Origin of the sequence: Pseudomonas marincola (assembly GCF_900116605.1) — a bacterium.
Taxonomy (GTDB): domain Bacteria; phylum Pseudomonadota; class Gammaproteobacteria; order Pseudomonadales; family Pseudomonadaceae; genus Aquipseudomonas; species Aquipseudomonas marincola.
In genome coordinates this window covers 82,627-97,841 of record NZ_FPBC01000013.1, presented here as the reverse complement: position 1 = coordinate 97,841, position 15,215 = coordinate 82,627, and the positions used below count along the sequence as shown (strand labels likewise).

14 protein-coding genes are annotated in these 15,215 nt (G+C 58.5%); 5 read left to right on the top strand and 9 right to left on the bottom strand.

The features are described from left to right. The first annotated feature begins 271 nt into the window (after nt 1–271). From leuS to BM395_RS18515, 5 genes are all read left to right on the top strand, one after another. Entirely contained in the window at nt 272–2,878 is a 2,607-nt protein-coding gene (gene leuS, locus BM395_RS18535; protein ID WP_090514715.1) for a leucine--tRNA ligase, read from the top strand. Nucleotides 2,879–2,936: 58 nt separating this feature from the next. After that, on the top strand, nt 2,937–3,554 hold the full coding sequence (locus tag BM395_RS18530) for an LPS-assembly lipoprotein LptE (protein WP_090514712.1): 618 nt from the start codon (nt 2,937–2,939) through the stop codon (nt 3,552–3,554). 20 nt (nt 3,555–3,574) lie between these two features. Further along, a complete protein-coding gene (gene holA, locus BM395_RS18525; RefSeq protein WP_090514709.1) occupies nt 3,575–4,621 on the top strand; it encodes a DNA polymerase III subunit delta in 1,047 nt (348 codons plus the stop codon). Between the two features lie 98 nt (nt 4,622–4,719). Beyond that, on the top strand, nt 4,720–4,878 hold the full coding sequence (gene arfA / locus BM395_RS18520; RefSeq protein ID WP_069900755.1) for an alternative ribosome rescue factor ArfA: 159 nt from the start codon (nt 4,720–4,722) through the stop codon (nt 4,876–4,878). A gap of 72 nt (nt 4,879–4,950) precedes the next feature. Further along, complete coding sequence (locus BM395_RS18515) at nt 4,951–6,246, top strand: lytic murein transglycosylase (RefSeq protein WP_090514707.1); 1,296 nt, start codon at nt 4,951–4,953, stop codon at nt 6,244–6,246. Between the two features lie 133 nt (nt 6,247–6,379). Here BM395_RS18515 and lipA read toward each other — a convergent pair whose 3' ends face one another. The 9 genes from lipA to rlmH form a co-directional block, all read right to left on the bottom strand. After that, complete coding sequence (lipA, locus tag BM395_RS18510; protein ID WP_069900753.1) at nt 6,380–7,372, bottom strand: lipoyl synthase; 993 nt, start codon at nt 7,370–7,372, stop codon at nt 6,380–6,382. After that, the gene (gene lipB / locus BM395_RS18505) at nt 7,372–8,019 is read right to left on the bottom strand and encodes a lipoyl(octanoyl) transferase LipB (protein ID WP_090514705.1); all 648 of its coding nucleotides are present in this window, start codon (nt 8,017–8,019) and stop codon (nt 7,372–7,374) included. The genes lipA and lipB overlap by 1 nt, the downstream gene beginning before the upstream one ends. After that, the gene (locus BM395_RS18500) at nt 8,019–8,297 is read right to left on the bottom strand and encodes a DUF493 domain-containing protein (RefSeq protein ID WP_069900751.1); all 279 of its coding nucleotides are present in this window, start codon (nt 8,295–8,297) and stop codon (nt 8,019–8,021) included. Before BM395_RS18500 ends, lipB begins: the two co-directional genes overlap by 1 nt. A 64-nt stretch (nt 8,298–8,361) precedes the next feature. Then, the gene (locus BM395_RS18495) at nt 8,362–9,522 is read right to left on the bottom strand and encodes a D-alanyl-D-alanine carboxypeptidase family protein (RefSeq protein ID WP_069900750.1); all 1,161 of its coding nucleotides are present in this window, start codon (nt 9,520–9,522) and stop codon (nt 8,362–8,364) included. Nucleotides 9,523–9,647: 125 nt separating this feature from the next. Beyond that, complete coding sequence (locus BM395_RS18490) at nt 9,648–10,655, bottom strand: septal ring lytic transglycosylase RlpA family protein (protein ID WP_090514702.1); 1,008 nt, start codon at nt 10,653–10,655, stop codon at nt 9,648–9,650. Further along, entirely contained in the window at nt 10,655–11,665 is a 1,011-nt protein-coding gene (mltB, locus tag BM395_RS18485) for a lytic murein transglycosylase B (protein ID WP_090514699.1), read from the bottom strand. Before mltB ends, BM395_RS18490 begins: the two co-directional genes overlap by 1 nt. Before the next feature lie 17 nt (nt 11,666–11,682). Next, a complete protein-coding gene (gene rodA, locus BM395_RS18480; protein WP_170827776.1) occupies nt 11,683–12,786 on the bottom strand; it encodes a rod shape-determining protein RodA in 1,104 nt (367 codons plus the stop codon). A gap of 34 nt (nt 12,787–12,820) precedes the next feature. Beyond that, nucleotides 12,821–14,725, bottom strand: coding sequence for a penicillin-binding protein 2 (mrdA, locus tag BM395_RS18475; protein ID WP_090514697.1), 1,905 nt, complete (start codon nt 14,723–14,725; stop codon nt 12,821–12,823). Between the two features lie 13 nt (nt 14,726–14,738). Then, a complete protein-coding gene (gene rlmH, locus BM395_RS18470) occupies nt 14,739–15,206 on the bottom strand; it encodes a 23S rRNA (pseudouridine(1915)-N(3))-methyltransferase RlmH (protein ID WP_069900745.1) in 468 nt (155 codons plus the stop codon). Between the last annotated feature and the right edge of the window lie 9 nt (nt 15,207–15,215).

Genomic DNA, 15,215 nt, shown 5'->3' with positions numbered 1-15,215 from the left:
TAGATGCTGCGACCAACGGCGGATTTCCGGATGTGACAGCGGCCCTTTGAGCAATCAGGTTTCCCACTATTGCGAGGGGTCATGTATGCTACGTCGTTTCCTGAACGAGTGATGTAATAGCGCCGTGCGCAACGGCCGTGTGAGGGTGCAACCGGCAAACCGCAGATCCGCTCTGCCAAATAGCCAGCTTGTCACAATCTCGCGGAGGCCGATCCGCCACAACTGCCTTTACGTCGCCCGTTAAAGCCCTCATTCCATAGCGCAAGTAGCCATGCACGAACAGTATCAGCCACGCGAAATCGAAGCCGCCGCGCAATCCCAGTGGGACGCGCAGAAATCCTTTGTAGTGAGTGAACAGCCAGGCAAGGAAACATTCTATTGCCTGTCGATGTTCCCCTACCCGAGCGGCAAGTTGCACATGGGCCACGTGCGCAACTACACCATCGGTGACGTGATTGCCCGCTACCAGCGTATGCAGGGCAAGAACGTACTGCAGCCGATGGGCTGGGACGCCTTTGGCATGCCGGCGGAAAACGCCGCCATGAAGAACAAGGTCGCGCCAGCCAAGTGGACCTACGAAAACATCGATTACATGAAGACCCAGCTCAAGAGCCTGGGCCTGGCCATCGATTGGTCGCGTGAAGTCACCACCTGCAAGCCTGACTACTACCGTTGGGAGCAGTGGCTGTTCACCCGCCTGTTCGAAAAAGGCGTGATCTACCGTAAGAACGGCAGCGTGAACTGGGACCCGGTCGACCAGACCGTTCTGGCGAACGAGCAGGTTATCGACGGTCGCGGCTGGCGCAGTGGCGCGCTGATCGAGAAGCGCGAAATCCCGATGTACTACTTCAAGATCACCGCTTATGCGGATGAACTCTTGACCAGTCTTGATGAACTGGATGGCTGGCCTGAGCAGGTCAAGACCATGCAGCGCAACTGGATCGGCAAATCGCGCGGCATGGAAGTCTGCTTCCCATACGATACTGCCAGCATCGGCAGCAGCGGCGAGCTGAAAGTCTTTACCACCCGCCCGGACACCTTGATGGGCGCAACCTATGTTGCCGTTGCGGCCGAACACCCGCTCGCCACTCAGGCGGCGCAGGGCAACCCGGAACTGCAGGCGTTCATTGATGAATGCAAGCGTGGCGGCGTAGCTGAAGCTGACATCGCCACTCAGGAAAAGAAAGGCATGCCGACTGCCTTGCTGGTCGAGCATCCGCTGACTGGCGAGAAGCTGCCGGTGTGGGTCGCCAACTACGTGCTCATGCATTACGGCGACGGCGCGGTGATGGCGGTACCGGCTCACGACGAGCGCGATTTCGAGTTCGCCACCAAGTACAACCTGCCGATCAAGGCAGTGGTTCGTACCAGCGCCGGTGACGAAACCGTAGCCCCGTGGCAAGAAGCCTATGGCGAGCACGGCGAGCTGATCAATTCCGGTGATTTCAACGGCCTCGACTTCGCTGGCGCTTTCGACGCCATCGAAGTGGCTCTGTTGAAAAAGAACCTGGGCAAATCCCGCACCCAGTTCCGTCTGCGTGACTGGGGCATCAGCCGTCAGCGTTACTGGGGCTGCCCGATCCCGATCGTACACTGCGATACCTGCGGTGACGTACCGGTGCCGGAAGACCAGTTGCCCGTCGTACTGCCTGAAGATGTAGTGCCAGACGGTGCAGGTTCGCCATTGGCGCGCATGCCTGAATTCTACGAGTGCAGCTGCCCGAAATGCGGCGCACCGGCCAAGCGCGAAACCGACACCATGGACACTTTCGTCGAGTCGTCCTGGTACTTCGCCCGCTACGCCTCGCCAAACTACACCGGCGGCATGGTTGATCCGGCTGCAGCCAATCACTGGTTGCCGGTTGACCAGTACATCGGCGGCATCGAACACGCCATTTTGCACCTGCTGTATGCGCGCTTCTTCCACAAGCTGATGCGTGACGAAGGCCTGCTCAACTCCAACGAGCCGTTCAAGAACCTGCTGACTCAGGGCATGGTTGTCGCGGACACCTACTACCGCACTACCGATAACGGCGGCAAAGACTGGTTCAACCCGGCCGACGTCGAAATCGAGCGTGACGCCAAGGGCAAGGTCACTGCGGCCAAGCTCAAATCGGATGGCCTGCCGGTTGAAATCGGCGGCACCGAGAAGATGTCCAAGTCGAAGAACAACGGCGTCGACCCGCAAGCCATGATTGACCAGTACGGCGCGGATACCTGCCGTCTGTTCATGATGTTTGCATCGCCACCCGACATGAGCCTCGAATGGTCCGACTCGGGCGTTGAAGGCGCGAACCGCTTCCTGCGCCGTGTCTGGCGTCTGGCTCAGGCCCACGTCAGTGCCGGTCTGCCGGGCGCCAAGCTGCAAGGTGAGCTGAGCGATGCACAGAAAGAAGTGCGCCGCGCCATTCACCTGGCCATCAAACAAGCGACTCAGGACATTGGCCAGCATCACAAATTCAACACGGCGATTGCTGCCGTGATGACGCTGATGAACGTGCTGGAGAAAGCGCCTAACAGCGCCGATCAGGACCGTGCGCTGATGCAGGAAGGTATTGAAACAGTAGCCCTGCTGCTGGCACCGATCACCCCGCACATCAGCCATGAACTGTGGCAGCAACTGGGCCAAGAAGGCGCCGCCATCGACGCACAATGGCCGCCGCTTGATGAATCAGCGCTGGTGCAAGACACCCTGACGCTGGTGATTCAGGTGAACGGCAAGCTGCGCGGGCAAATTGAAATGCCGGCCTCGGCCAGCCGCGAAGAGATCGAAGCACAAGCACGTGCCAATGAAGGCGTGCTGCGCTTTACCGAAGGCCTGAGCATCCGCAAAGTGATTGTGGTGCCAGGTAAACTGGTCAATATTGTCGCCAACTGATAAAGCTTGGCGCGCGTTTCAACACGCGCGCCAAGCAGCTTGTTTAGGGGATACAAAGATGCTGAAACGGAACCTGTTGGTCATTGTCTTGAGCACCCTCCTCGGCGCCTGCGGCTTTCAACTGCGCGGCACGGGTGTGGAGCACTATGCGCTTGACGAACTTAATGTCACCGCGCGCAATGCCTACGGCCCGCTGGCCAAAGATGTTGAGGAAATGCTCGAGAATAACGGCGTCAAGGTTCACGCGAGTGCGCCCTACACGCTGGTGTTGGCCAATGAGCGCGAATCACAGCGCACTGCCAGCTACACAAGCTCTGCGCGCAGCGCCGAAATCCAGCTGACCAGTGCGCTCGATTACGAGATCCGCGGCAGCAATGATCTGCTGCTGATGAACAACCAGCTCGAAGTCCAAAGCTACTTCGTGCAGGACGGCAACAACCTAGCAGGCTCCGATCAGGAATCCAGCCAGCAACGCGAAGAAATGCGCCGTGATCTGGTCCGCCAGTTGTCACAACGCCTGCAGCAAATCACCCCGGCCGAACTAGATCAGTTGCAGCAAACCGCACAAGCCAACGCTGAGGCCGAAGCACAAGCACTCGAAGCCTCCAAGCAGAAGCGCGCCGCACAGCCGCAACAGTCGCCAATCGAACTCAATGTGCCTGCAACCGCACCTTGAGGCGTGAGCCCTGATCGCAGATGAAACTGGCCCCGGCACAACTCGGCAAACACCTACAGGGCAACCTTGCACCTGTGTACGTAGTCAGCGGCGATGAGCCGCTGCTCTGCCAGGAAGCCTGCGACGCTATTCGCGCGGCAACGCGCGAGCAAGGCTTCAGTGAGCGCCAGGTATTCAATGCCGAGGCCAATTACGATTGGGGCAACTTGTTGCAGGCAGGCGCCAGCCTGTCGCTGTTTGCAGAGAAACGTCTGCTCGAACTGCGAATCCCCAACGGTAAACCCAGCGATAAAGGCGCAGCGCTGCTTGAGTATCTGGCCCGCCCCGCTGAAGACACCGTGCTGCTGATAAGCCTGCCCAAGCTCGACGGCAATACCCAGAAAAGCAAATGGGCCAAGGCGCTGATCGACGGCAAGGATGTGCAGTTCATGCAGATCTGGCCGGTAGACAGCAACCAGCTGGCTTCATGGATTCGCCAGCGCATGGCCCAAGCCGGGCTTAGCGCGACTCAGGAAGCGGTGGAGATGATTGCCGTGCGCGTCGAGGGCAACCTGCTCGCCGCCGCTCAGGAAATCGAAAAACTAAAACTGCTGGCTGAAGGCGATCAGGTCGACGCCAGTACCGTGCACGCGGCGGTTGCCGACAGCGCGCGTTTCGACGTATTCGGCCTTATCGACGCGGTGCTCAACGGCGAAGCCGCACATGCGCTACGCATGCTTGAAGGCCTGCGCGGAGAAGGTGTCGAGCCGCCGGTAATCCTCTGGGCACTGGCCCGCGAATTACGTGTGCTGGCGACCATTGCGCATCAGCACAGCCATCAGAATATCCCGCTCGACAAAGCGTTCAGCTCGGCACGCCCACCCGTTTGGGACAAGCGTCGCCCACTGGTTAGCAAGGCCTTGCAGCGCCACAGCGCCGAGCGTCTGGCTGGCATGCTGCAAGATGCTCAGCGCATTGACGCGCAAATCAAAGGCCAGGCTGCTGGCGATGCGTGGAGCGGGCTCAGCCTGCTGACACTCAGCCTGTGCGGCAAACGCCTGAGCATTAGTGGCGCCACAGCCTTCTGAAATTGGCCCGACACCAGCGCCACTACCTTACCTCTGGACAATAATTGAACAGCCGCGCATTATTCGCAGCTGTTCGATCCAGCCGTATGAGGACAATCATGGCTAAGAAAACCAGTAATGGCCGTCACCGCGCCAAATCAATCATCGCCCAGCCACTGTTTCGCAGCCAGCAGCAGAAACCGAAAAAAGGCAAAGGCAGTTACCAACGCGAAGCCTCCCAGCAAAACTGGGAGGCTTCATTCGTTATGGCTGCTTGAAATACCCGCTACAGACCGCATGCAGACGCATTCGTGATATCGTAGCTGCTCGCAAAACGTGCTGAGATCGCTATGCCAAATCTGTTTTTCCGTGGCCTGAGCCACACTGCAATAGTGAGCACAATGCTGCTCTTGGGCGCATGCTCCGAGGCCCCGGCTCAACCGCTGGCGGCATCGACTGGCGTGCAGCAGGAGAAAACGACTGCCAGCCCGACTATCAGTCGTGCTGAAGAACCCACACCGCAATTGAGCTTCAGCGAGTGGCGCGACCTGCTGCGCAGTGATGCGATGGCCGCTGGTGTTTCCCCGCAGGTATTCGACCGCGCCTTTGCCGGCATTACCCCGAACCCATCGGTTATCAGAGCCGACAGCAGCCAACCGGAATTCTCCCGTCCCGTGTGGGAATACATCGAAGGTGCGGTGTCATCACAGCGCGTCGATCAGGGCCGTAGCTTGCTGGCCAAAGAACGCCTGACCCTCGACAAGATCGAGCAGCGTTATCAGGTTAACCGTGAAACGCTGGTTGCGATCTGGGGCATGGAGAGCAACTTCGGCGGCAATATTGGCAACTTCAATGTGGTGCGCTCATTGGCGACCCTCGCCTATGAAGGCCGCCGCCAGGTGTTCTGGCGCAGCCAGTTGCTGGCCGTGTTGCAGATTCTCCAACATGGCGATGTCAGCCCGGAGAAACTCGTGGGCTCATGGGCCGGCGCGATGGGCCAGACCCAGTTCATGCCAACAACCTACAACGAACATGCAGTCGACTTTGATGGCGACGGCAAACGCGACGTCTGGTATTCCTCGGCAGACGCTCTGGGTTCCGCTGCCCATTACCTGCAACAGTCCGGCTGGAAATTCAATCAACCCTGGGGCTTTGAAGTTCGTCTGCCGAGCGAGTTCGATTATTCGCATGCAGCGCCAGAAGTCAGCAGAACCCTGAGCCAGTGGCAAACCCTTGGCGTACGCCCGGCGTTCGGCAGCATGCCGAGTGTAAACGCCGATGCCAAAGCCTCCTTGCTGTTACCGGCTGGCCATCGCGGCCCGGCATTTCTGGTGTTCAGCAACTTCCGCAGTATTTTGAGTTACAACAACTCGACCTCATACGCCTTGGCGATTGGCCTGCTCAGCGACGTCCTGCGCGGCGCACCGGGCATTCGCGCCACTTGGCCAAAGGATGACCGCCAACTCGGCCGCCACGAGCGTATAGAGCTGCAAGAGCTGCTGGCGCGCAAGGGCTTCGAGCCGGGCAAGGCCGATGGCATTATCGGCGCCAACACCCGCAAGGCCGTGCGTGAGTTCCAGCAACAGCAAGGCGAGCCCGCCGATGGTTATCCGAGCTTCGAGCTGCTGCAACAATTGCGCAAGTAACCAACAGCCTGACGGATAAGCCTCTGGTTTATCCGTCATTGCGCAGCGCACTTCAACCCTGCCCTACGCTGAATCACGGCCACAAAAAAGGCGACCCGAAGGTCGCCTTTTTTGTGGGGCTGGGACGCTCTGATCAAATCAAAGACGTTTTCTTGGCCTCTTTTGCTTCGTGCGCTTGCTGATCCGCATGATACGAAGAACGCACCAGCGGGCCTGAGGCGACGTTCTTGAAGCCCATCTTCAGGCCTTCTTCGGCAAACCAGGCAAATACGTCCGGGTGCACAAAGCGCTGCACCGGCAAGTGGTTGCGCGAAGGTTGCAGGTACTGGCCGAGGGTCAGCATATCGACGTCGTGTTCGCGCATGCGCTTCATGACTTCGATAACTTCCTCGTCGGTCTCGCCCAGGCCGAGCATCAGGCCCGATTTGGTTGGTACGCCAGGAACCAGTTCCTTGAACTTCTGCAGCAGGTCCAGCGACCACTCGAAGTCCGAACCCGGACGCGCGGCTTTGTACAGGCGCGGTACGGTTTCAAGGTTGTGGTTGAACACATCTGGCGGCTCGTTGGCGGTAATCGCCAGCGCGACGTCCATACGGCCACGGTAGTCGGGAACCAGGGTTTCAAGCTGCACGTTTGGCGACAGCTTGCGGATTTCACGCAGGCAATCCACGAAGTGCTGAGCACCGCCGTCACGCAGGTCGTCACGGTCTACCGAAGTGATAACCACGTATTTGAGTTTGAGGTCGGCAATCGCCACCGCGAGGTTCTTCGGCTCATCAACATCCAATGGCTTCGGACGGCCATGGCCGACGTCGCAGAACGGGCAGCGACGGGTGCAGATGTCACCCATGATCATGAATGTCGCGGTACCGCCCGAGAAGCATTCGCCGAGGTTCGGGCAGGACGCTTCTTCACAGACGCTGTGCAGCTTGTGCTTGCGCAGCAGTTGCTTGATCCGGTCGACTTCCGGCGAAACCGGAATGCGTACACGAATCCAGTCAGGCTTTTTCGGCAGTTCATCAGTCGGGATGATCTTTACCGGAATGCGCGCCATTTTCTCTGCGCCGCGCAGCTTTACACCTACCTCAACCTTGGCCGGTTTGCCGGCTGTTTCCACAGTGCTCATCAGTCAATTCCGCCCGCGAGGGTCTTCTGTTCTGCGTAGTCGAGGTGTTTGACGAGCTGGTCACGCAGCCGGGCACTAACCTCGGAGAATTCTATTGGTGTGTCGACACAGTCTTTCAACTGGGTCATCGCAAGCCCGGCATAACCGCAGGGGTTTATGCGCTGGAAAGGCTGCAGATCCATGTCGACATTCAGGGCCAGGCCATGAAACGAGCGACCGTTACGGATACGCAAGCCGAGGGATGCGATCTTCGCGCCGTCGACATAAACGCCAGGCGCATCTGGCTTGGCATAAGCCGTGACATTGTAACTGGCCAGCGTCTCTATCAGGCTTTGCTCGATACGGCTGACCAATTGGCGCACGCCCATGGTCGAGCGGCGAACATCCAGCATCAGGTAAGCCACCAGCTGGCCGGGGCCATGATAAGTTACCTGGCCACCCCGGTCGACCTGAACCACCGGAATGTCACCGGGAAACAGGACATGCTCGGCTTTACCCGCCTGGCCCTGGGTGAACACAGCATTGTGTTGCAACAACCAGATTTCGTCTGTCGTATCCGCGTTGCGGGTGTCCGTGAAGTGCTGCATGGCGTGCCACACAGGTTCATAGTCGAGCAGCCCCAGCTCGCGAAATCCGACCTGGCTCATCACAACACCATGTGTACGCGACCCGTCGCACGCAGGTCGACATGAATCGCCTGCAGTTGCTCAACGCCGGTCGCGGTGATCAGTACCTGCACAGAAATAAAGCGACCGTTGCGGCTGTCGCGCATCACGGCAGTGCTGGTATCAAAGTCAGGCGCGTGGCGCTGAACCACTTCAATAATCAGATCCAGGAATCCGTCGCCAGCATCACCAATCACTTTGATCGGATAACGCTCGCAGGGAAACTCGATTTTAGGTGCAGCAGTTTCAGTATCAGTCATGGCATCCAGAGGCTTGTGGCCCGTCCAGAGATGCGCGCACCGTGTAGGCGCGCGCACGCTAATATCAGTTGAACAATCCGTAGAAGAATAGACGAATGCTATCCCACACACGGCGGAAGAAGCCACCTTCGTCGACAGCTTCCAGCGCGACCAGATCTGCGCTGTGGACAACCTTGTCACCTTGTTTGACTTCAACTTTACCGATCACGTCACCTTGAGCGATGGGTGCCATGAGCTGCGGGTTGACCGTCATGCTGGCCTGCAGTTGATCAAGCTGACCTTTTGGCAGGGTCAGGGTCAGGTCTTTGGCCAGACCGGCTTTGATTTGACGCGCATTGCCTTTCCAGACGTCAGCTGCGGTCAGCTCAGCCCCCTTCTTGTAGAACGTGCGGGTTTCGAAGAAGCGGAAACCGTAAGTCAGCAGCTTCTGTGTTTCAGCAGCGCGAGCTTGTTCGCTGTTGGTACCGAATACCACGGCGATCAGGCGCATGCCATCACGTACAGCAGAGGCAACCAGGCAGTAGCCGGCTTCTTCGGTGTGGCCGGTTTTCAGGCCATCAACGGTTTTGTCGCGCCACAGCAGCAGGTTGCGGTTAGGCTGCTTGATGTTGTTCCAGAGAAACTCTTTCTGCGAGTAAATCTCGTAGTGCGCCGGATCTTCGTAAATGATCGCGCGAGCCAGACGGGCCATGTCGTGCGCCGACGAGTAGTGGTCCGGGTTAGGCAGACCTGTCGCGTTCATGAAGTGACTTTCGGTCATGCCCAGGGTTTTCGCGGTGTTGTTCATCATGTCGGCGAACGCGTCTTCGCTGCCGGCAATGTGCTCGGCCACTGCAACGCTGGCGTCGTTACCCGACTGGATAATGATGCCGTGCAGCAGGTCTTTCAGGGCAACCTGAGTGTTGACCTTGACGAACATCCGCGAACCGCCAGTACGCCAGGCGTGCTCACTGATGGTGACCGGGTCTTCTTCGCTGATCTGACCCTTGTTGATTTCCAGCGTCGCAATGTACGCGGTCATCAGCTTGGTCAGGCTGGCAGGCGGCAGGCGCTGATCACCCTGGTTCTCGACCAGAACCTGACCGCTCTCGGCGTCCATCAGGACATACGACTTGGCGGCCAATTGCGGAGACGCCGGAATGGCCATCTGGGCAGCCCAGACAGCTGGCGTGGTAAGCAGCAGGAGTGACAACAGGGCGCGGTGGGTAAAACGGGTGATATTCATCTGTCTCTCAAGGTTGCTGATGGTCGAACTGGCCCGAATGGGCTGATTTGAGTAACGCTGCAGCGCAGAGTCTGCGCTGCACAGGTCTTGCTTAGTCAGGCGAGCGGGCAATTAGTGCCCCGCCGCTACTCCGGCTTAACCAACCGGGGCTGGCCCAGGTTGGCCAAACGAATACTGTCCTGCATTTGTTCAGCCTCGCCCGGGCTGCTGATCGGCCCCAGGCGTACGCGGTGCAGTATCTTCTGGTTTTGCACCACTGAGCTGATAAACACGGGCGCAGCCACTGTTGTGCTCAGCTTGTCCTTGAGTAGCTCCGCAGCGTCCGGATTGGCGAAGGCTCCCACTTGGAGATACAGGCCAGAGGCTGCGACTGAAGCGTTTTTTTTTGAGTCAATCTCGACCGGGAGCGTGGCGGCAGCATGCTGTGTTACCGGCGGCGAGTATTGCTCGATCGGCTCGGCAGACACCTGAGCAATGGTCTTCGGCGTCGAAGGCTGAGTCGGCAGCGCCATCATCGACGGCGCGCGTTTACCCTGCTGAGCCCACCATTTTTCCGGGTCGATGCCTTCAACCTTGACCTGTGCGGTGCCTTTTTCGGCATAGCCGAGCTTTTTCGCGGCGGCAAACGACAAGTCGATAATCCGGTCAGAGTAGAACGGACCGCGGTCGTTAACCCGCACGATCACACTCTTGCCGTTTTCAAGGTTGGTGACGCGCACGTAACTCGGCAGCGGCAAGGTTTTATGCGCCGCACTCATGGCGTACAAGTCGTAGGTTTCGCCGTTGGCGGTCGCCTGGCCGTGGAACTTGGTACCGTACCAGGAAGCGGGGCCGACTGCCTTGTATGACGTCGAGTCGCTTAACGGGAAGTACTTCTTGCCGAATACCGTGTAGGGGCTGGCTTTGTAGGCACCGTTATGAACGGTGGGGACAGCATCCTGAATGCGCGAGATGTCGACATCCCACCAGGGCGCGCCGTCACGATGCGGGCGATTGTAGTCGCTCGGCCCCGACAACCCGCCGCCACTCGATACACTTGGCGCAGTGGGCTGCGGTGCACGGCTGGAAGTACAGCTCGCGACCAGCAATGTGGTCACCGCGAACGCCGCAAGCTTGTACCGACGTTGAGACATCAGTTGCCCCCCTTGGCTTCCACCAGCAGCTCTGCCAACTGGTTGACGGCCATTGCATACATCACGCTGCGGTTATAGCGCGTAATAACATAGAAATTCGGCAAACCCATCCAGTACTCATCCCCTGCAGCACCTTCAAGGCGGAAAGCCGTTACCGGCAATTCGTCGTCCAGCTTATCAGCGCTGGTCCATCCAAGGCTACGCAGTTCTGCAACATTCATCACCGGGTCGAGTGCCGGGGTCAGGCCCTGGTCGACTTTATCACCGCTGACGCTGGCTTTGCTGGCAACTGCCTCGCCTGCCAACCAGCCGTGCTGCTTGAAGTAACTGGCAACGCTGCCGATGGCATCGTCCGGGTCGGTCCAGATATTGATATGGCCGTCACCGTCAAAGTCGACCGCGTAGGCGCGAAAGCTGCTCGGCATAAACTGCGGCAAGCCCATTGCGCCGGCGTACGAGCCTTTCAGGGTCAGCGGATCGACCTGCTCTTCACGCGCCAGCATGAGGAACTCGCGCAATTCCTTGCGGAAGAACGGCGCACGCGCCGGGTAATCGAATGCCAGCGTCGACAAGGCGTCCATCACGCGGTAGTTGCCGGTGTTGCCGCCGTAGAAGGTCTCGACGCCAATAATCGCGACAATAAACTGCGCAGGCACGCCGTATGTCTGCTCGGCACGGGTCAGTGCGGCTTCGTGCTGACGCCAGAAGTCCACACCACGGGCGATCCGCGAGTCAGTGATGAAGATCGGCCGATACTCTTTCCACGGTTTTACCCGCTCGGCAGGCCGCGAAATCGCATCAATAATCGATTGCTTGCGATTGACCTGGGCAAATAGCGCCGTCAGTTGCTTGTTGGAAAATCCGTAATCGCGCGCCATCTCCGTGATGAACCCATCCACTTCGGGGGTTCCCTGGTAGTCCGCAGCAGCAACTTGCTGAGCCATACCAAACGCACCAACCAAACCTAGCCAATGCGCATGCCTAACAGCCCAGCGACGCAGTATTTGCATTAAATTATTAACCCCAATTAAACCTGTGCAATCCACTTACGGTGGGTGTGGATCGACATCAAAACCCCAAAACCTGACAACAACGTGATCAGCGAAGTCCCGCCATAGCTGATAAATGGCAATGGCACCCCCACCACAGGTAACAACCCGCTCACCATCCCGATGTTGACGAATACGTAGACGAAGAACGTCATTGTCCAAGCGCCGGCCATGAGCTTACCGAACAGCGTCTGCGCTTGCACGGTAATCACCAGCCCGCGGCAGATTAATAGGAGATAAACCAGTAACAGCAAGCAAACGCCGACCAGACCGAACTCTTCGGCAAGCACCGCAATAATAAAGTCGGTATGGCTTTCCGGCAAAAAATCCAGATGCGACTGCGTCCCCATCAACCAGCCTTTACCCAGCACACCGCCGGAACCGATCGCCGCTTTCGACTGAATAATGTTCCAGCCGCTGCCCAGCGGATCGCTCTCGGGATTGAGGAAGGTCAGTACGCGCTGCTTCTGATACTGATGCAGCACAAAGAACCACATGGCCACCGCCACCGGCACCAGCGCCGCGGCTGCGCCGAGAATCCAGCGCCACTGCAAGCCCGCCATGAACATCACGAAGGCGCCGGAAGTGACCACCAGCAGCGAGGTGCCGAGATCCGGCTGAACCAGAATCAACACCACCGGGACGCCGATTAGCATCAAACACACAAAAATATGCTTGAGACTCGGCGGCAGGCTGCGTTTAGACAGGTACCAGGCCATGGTCGCCGGCATGATGATCTTCATGAACTCGGACGGCTGGAAGCGAATAACCCCGGGAATATTGATCCAGCGCGTGGCGCCCATGGCGTTGTGACCCATGACATCCACCACGAACAGTAACGCCACGCCGCCAACGTAGGCCAGCGGCACCCAGCGCGCCATGAAGCGCGGCTCGATCTGGGCAATGATCACCATCGCCACCAGGCCGATACCGAATGACGACGCTTGCTTCATCAGCAGATCAATGTTCTTGCCGCTGGCGGAATACAGAATGAACAAGCTGCCCGTGGCCAGGATCAGCAACAGCAATAGCAGGATTCCGTCCAGGTGCATGCGCTGCAGCAGGCTCGCGCGGCGGCGCAGAACGTCTTCATCGGACAGGGTACGATCGAAACCATTACTCATTTTTGGTCTGCGCCTCTACCGCGGGAGCTGCAACTTGCGGCGCATATTCCGCCTTGAGCTGGCCGTTTTCATCCAGCAGCCAGGCGTCCATCACCTCTTTCATGACCGGCGCGGCAACACCCGAGCCAGATTCACCGTTCTCAACCATTACAGCCACGGCGATTTCCGGGTCACTTGCCGGCGCAAAACCGACGAACAAGGCGTGGTCACGGTGACGCTCTCGCACCTTGCTGCGGTCGTATTTCTCACCCTGTTTGATCGCTACAACCTGCGCCGTACCGCTCTTACCGGCGATCCGGTACACCGAGGCAGCACCGATTTTACGTGCCGTGCCGCGTGCGCCGTTGACGACTTCTTCCATGCCATGACGTGCGTAATCCCAATATTTGGGGTCGCGCAGCACAATGTCTTCGACTGGATTTTCATCCACAGGCGGTACGTCGCCGACAGTTTTTGCCAGGTGCGGACGAATCCACTTGCCCTTGCTCGCCACCAGCGACACGGCCTGCGCCAACTGCAAAGGCGTTGTTTGCATGTAGCCCTGACCGATACCCAGAATCAGGGTTTCGCCCGGATACCAGGCTTGGCGATAGCGCGAGCGTTTCCAGTCTCGCGAAGGCATCAAGCCTGCGGTTTCTTCGAACATATCCAGTGAGACACGCTGACCCAGACCAAATTTGGTCATGTAATCATGCATGCGATCGATGCCCAGCTTGTGCGCCAAATCGTAAAAATACGTGTCATTGGAGCGCATCAGCGCAGTATCCATGTCCACCCAGCCGTCGCCGTAACGGTTCCAGTTACGGTATTTGTGGGTGTTATTTGGCAACTGATAGAAACCCGGATCGAAAACCCGTGAGTTCGGCGTCACCACGCCTGCATCGAGCCCGGCAATGGCCATCATTGGTTTGATAGTGGAACCTGGCGGATACAGGCCGCGCAACACGCGGTTGAACAGCGGCCGGTCAATCGAGTCGCGCAGTTCCGCGTAGGCCTTGAAGCTGATCCCGGTCACGAACGGATTCGGATCGAAGCTCGGCTGACTGACCATCGCCAGAACCTCGCCGGTCTTCGGCTGAATCGCCACAATCGCGCCACGACGTCCGCCGAGGGCCTTTTCCGCCGCGGCCTGGAGTTTGATATCCAGGGTCAGAACAATGTCTTCGCCCGGTTTTGGGTCGGTATGGTTGAGCACCCGCAAAACGCGCCCCCGCGCGTTGGTTTCGACTTCTTCGTAGCCGACCTCACCGTGCAACTGGTCTTCATAGTAACGCTCGATACCGGTTTTACCGATGTGGTGAGTGCCGCTGTACTGCACCGGATCGAGCTTTTTCAGCTCTGTTTCGTTGATCCGGCCGACATAGCCGACCGAGTGAGCAAAGTGCTCGCCTTGCGGATAATGGCGCACCAACTGAGCCGATACATCCACGCCCGGCAACTGAAACTGGTTAATCGCAAGCCGTGCGATCTGCTCTTCGTTCAGCTCAAACAATACCGGCACCGGTTCAAACGGCCGCCGCCCTTGGCGCACGCGCTTCTCAAACAGCTCGCGGTCATCGGGTGTAAGCCCCAGCACGTCGACGATTACGTCGAGCACATGCTCCCAATCCCCGGCACGCTCACGTGTCAGGGTCAGGCTGAAACTGGGACGGTTATCGGCGATCAGAACGCCGTTGCGGTCATAGATCAGGCCGCGGTTAGGCGGGATCGGCTGAACATGCACACGGTTGTTTTCAGACAGCGTCGAGTGGTACTCGTACTGCACCACTTGCAAGTAATAGAGGCGGCTGATGAGCACCATGATCAGTGCCACAATCACTGCTCCACCGACCATCGCGCGCCGACGAATCAGGCGTGCGTCTTTTTCATGGTCCTTTAGGCGAATCGGTTGAGGCATCGGCGACTGCTGACTACTTGTGATAAGGGTGGCCGGACAACACTGTCCAAGCCCGGTAAACCTGTTCGCCAATCAGGATACGCACCAGCGGGTGCGGCAAAGTCAGTGGCGACAACGACCAACGCTGCTCACTGCGCGCCTGAACTTCAGGCGCGAGCCCTTCCGGCCCACCGACCATCAGGTTGACTGTGCGCGAATCGAGTCGCCATTTGTCCAGCTCAACCGCCAACTGCTCGGTGCTCCATGGCCGACCTTCGACCTCAAGCGTGACGATGCGTTCACCCGGCTGAACCTTGGCCAGCATGGCTTCACCTTCCTGGCGAATCATGCGGGCCACATCAGCATTCTTGCTGCGGGTGGTAAGCGGGATTTCGATCAGGTCCAGCGACAGCTCGGCCGGCATACGCTTGGCGTACTCCTGCCAGCCGTCTTCGACCCAACGCGGCATCTTCGAGCCAACAGCGATCAATTTGATGCGCACGGCAGTCAG

What these genes read in the sequence shown, in the direction of transcription:
- BM395_RS18490 (WP_090514702.1), bottom strand. Translation starts at nt 10,655, where the DNA reads ATGTCTCAACGTCGGTACAAGCTTGCGGCGTTCGCGGTGACCACATTG.
- holA (WP_090514709.1), top strand. Translation starts at nt 3,575, where the DNA reads ATGAAACTGGCCCCGGCACAACTCGGCAAACACCTACAGGGCAACCTT.
- lipB (WP_090514705.1), bottom strand. Translation starts at nt 8,019, where the DNA reads ATGAGCCAGGTCGGATTTCGCGAGCTGGGGCTGCTCGACTATGAACCT.
- BM395_RS18500 (WP_069900751.1), bottom strand. Translation starts at nt 8,297, where the DNA reads ATGACTGATACTGAAACTGCTGCACCTAAAATCGAGTTTCCCTGCGAG.
- mltB (WP_090514699.1), bottom strand. Translation starts at nt 11,665, where the DNA reads ATGCAAATACTGCGTCGCTGGGCTGTTAGGCATGCGCATTGGCTAGGT.
- mrdA (WP_090514697.1), bottom strand. Translation starts at nt 14,725, where the DNA reads ATGCCTCAACCGATTCGCCTAAAGGACCATGAAAAAGACGCACGCCTG.
- arfA (WP_069900755.1), top strand. Translation starts at nt 4,720, where the DNA reads ATGGCTAAGAAAACCAGTAATGGCCGTCACCGCGCCAAATCAATCATC.
- BM395_RS18530 (WP_090514712.1), top strand. Translation starts at nt 2,937, where the DNA reads ATGCTGAAACGGAACCTGTTGGTCATTGTCTTGAGCACCCTCCTCGGC.
- lipA (WP_069900753.1), bottom strand. Translation starts at nt 7,372, where the DNA reads ATGAGCACTGTGGAAACAGCCGGCAAACCGGCCAAGGTTGAGGTAGGT.
- BM395_RS18495 (WP_069900750.1), bottom strand. Translation starts at nt 9,522, where the DNA reads ATGAATATCACCCGTTTTACCCACCGCGCCCTGTTGTCACTCCTGCTG.
- leuS (WP_090514715.1), top strand. Translation starts at nt 272, where the DNA reads ATGCACGAACAGTATCAGCCACGCGAAATCGAAGCCGCCGCGCAATCC.
- BM395_RS18515 (WP_090514707.1), top strand. Translation starts at nt 4,951, where the DNA reads ATGCCAAATCTGTTTTTCCGTGGCCTGAGCCACACTGCAATAGTGAGC.